Here is a 1,991-nt window from a genome sequence, read left to right as displayed (position 1 = left end):
AATGTGAACGGTTCTAGTTTTGTCGTCGTTCATGATGGAAAGGTCGTTGTCAATAAAGGATATGGATATGCCGATAAAGAAAAGAAAATCCCCGTCACTAAGGACACGGTCTTTCAAATCGCTTCCGTCTCGAAAACTTTTACTGCTTTGGCTGTGATGCAGCAAGTCGATAAAGGAAAGCTTAAACTAGATCAAGACGTACAAAAATATCTAGGTGGATTACAAATACCTAATCAAACAGGGAAACCTCTTACCCTGTTTGATATGCTCACTTATACTAGCGGGGTAGATTTTCCGGACCTCACAAATATAACTGGACCCGAATACGTTCATAATAGTATACCAATGAAAGAATTTTTCTCTAAACATATGCCAACGGTGGTACGGCCACCAGGTGAAGCTTATACGTATGACAACGTCTCATTTGCGCTCGCAGGGTTTGCAGTAGAGAATGCTACTAACACCCCTTTCTCAAAATATATGGAAAAAAATATTTTCAAACCATTAGATATGAAATCTACGAGTATGAGCTTTACGCCTGACCTTCTCGAAAGAATGGCTACACATTATGGTCCCACTGGTGATCCGATTCCAACAAGTGGGAGCGGTTTAAGGGATACACCACAAGGAGGCATTTTATCTACTGCGGAAGACATGTCAAAATACATGATTATGCAACTACAGAAAGGAACGTTTAAAGACAAAGAAATTGTAAGTAAAAAAAGCATAGATATGATGCATGCCTATCAAGTTTTTGATGATAAGACAATCCCTGTTGCGACAATTGGATTTGAAACGCCTTTTAATGAATTTGCTAACGGTCAACACGTTGTAATGAAAGGTGGAAGTATGCCTGGACATCAATCACTGCTGATTTTAGTGCCTGAACAAAAAACAGCATTCTTCATGTCTTATAATAATGATTCAATGATGAGTATAGACATATATGAAGCTCTCATGGATCACTATTTCCCTGCTAAGAAGAATGATGTAAAAACAAGCTATCTTCCGTTAGAGGAAAAAGAGGCTCATAAATACTTGGGTTTATTCCAAAATACGCGTTTTGCTGCAATTCGCACTCATTTTACTTATGAAAATGGGAATTTGGTCATGGAGGGTGGTAAAACGGGAAAACAAGTTCTCAAAATGATTCATCCGTTGTTATTTGAAGATTCAGAAGGCAATAAAGTCGCTTTCAAAAAGAATTCGGCTGGAGAAATCGCATATTTTCACTACAACTCTCCTAAAAGCTATGATTTTGTAGCAGATGCTCAGAGAATTAACAACAAACCACCTTTTGATGACGTGCCATCAAAGAGTAAATATAGAAGTCACATTGATAGTCTTCATGCTCTAAATATTATGAGTGCTAAAACAGATAATCTATTTAATCCGATGGACACCATGACACAAGGAGAATTTGCGGATACGCTGTTACTTGCTCACGGATGGAACGGTTTTCCAGACGAATCCAAGGAGGCAAGAGAAAAAATGATGAATGGAATTCCAGAGTATAACCGTGCTACTCCGATTACCCGACAGGTCGCAGCAACCATGATTCAAAACGTAAAGCAAATTCAAGACCTGAAAATGATTCAAACTGATAAAGCTAGTAAAGTTAAATTACTTGATGCCGCAGATGATTGGGCAGTCCAATCTATTCAAGCACTTGCCTCCCAAGGAATTCTAGACCCTGATACTTCCATCAATGCTGACGGATCCTTTATGTTCCGTCCGAAAGATGTGTTACTGCGCCAAGAAGCAAGTGCCTTGCTGGATTTAGCTTTTGGCTATTATGCATTGCCTATTAAACGACAGTAGATATTTATTCTAATTTGAATAATAAAAAAAGGGATGCTAGTATCTTATCAGCATCAAGCTAAAATAAAACAAGAAATTTAACTTTATAAGATCTTTATGAAAACGGAAACGATTCGAAGCATAACTCTATACATTTGAAATTTTTGTATTAAAAAAAGGAACCTATTAGG

At 37.7% G+C, this 1,991-nt stretch carries 1 protein-coding gene; it reads left to right on the top strand.

Translation table 11 applies throughout. The annotated features are described in order from the left end of the window. Positions 1-1,821 (top strand): serine hydrolase domain-containing protein (locus J4P91_RS28575; protein ID WP_207996784.1); only part of this gene is annotated, 1,821 nt, incomplete at its 5' end. Positions 1,822-1,991: the final 170 nt, after the last annotated feature.

Origin of the sequence: Bacillus sp. XF8 (assembly GCF_017498755.1) — a bacterium.
Lineage (GTDB): Bacteria > Bacillota > Bacilli > Bacillales > Bacillaceae_G > Bacillus_A > Bacillus_A bingmayongensis.
The sequence above is the reverse complement of the archived record's forward strand: the minus strand, read 5'-3'. Positions and strand labels throughout refer to the sequence as shown.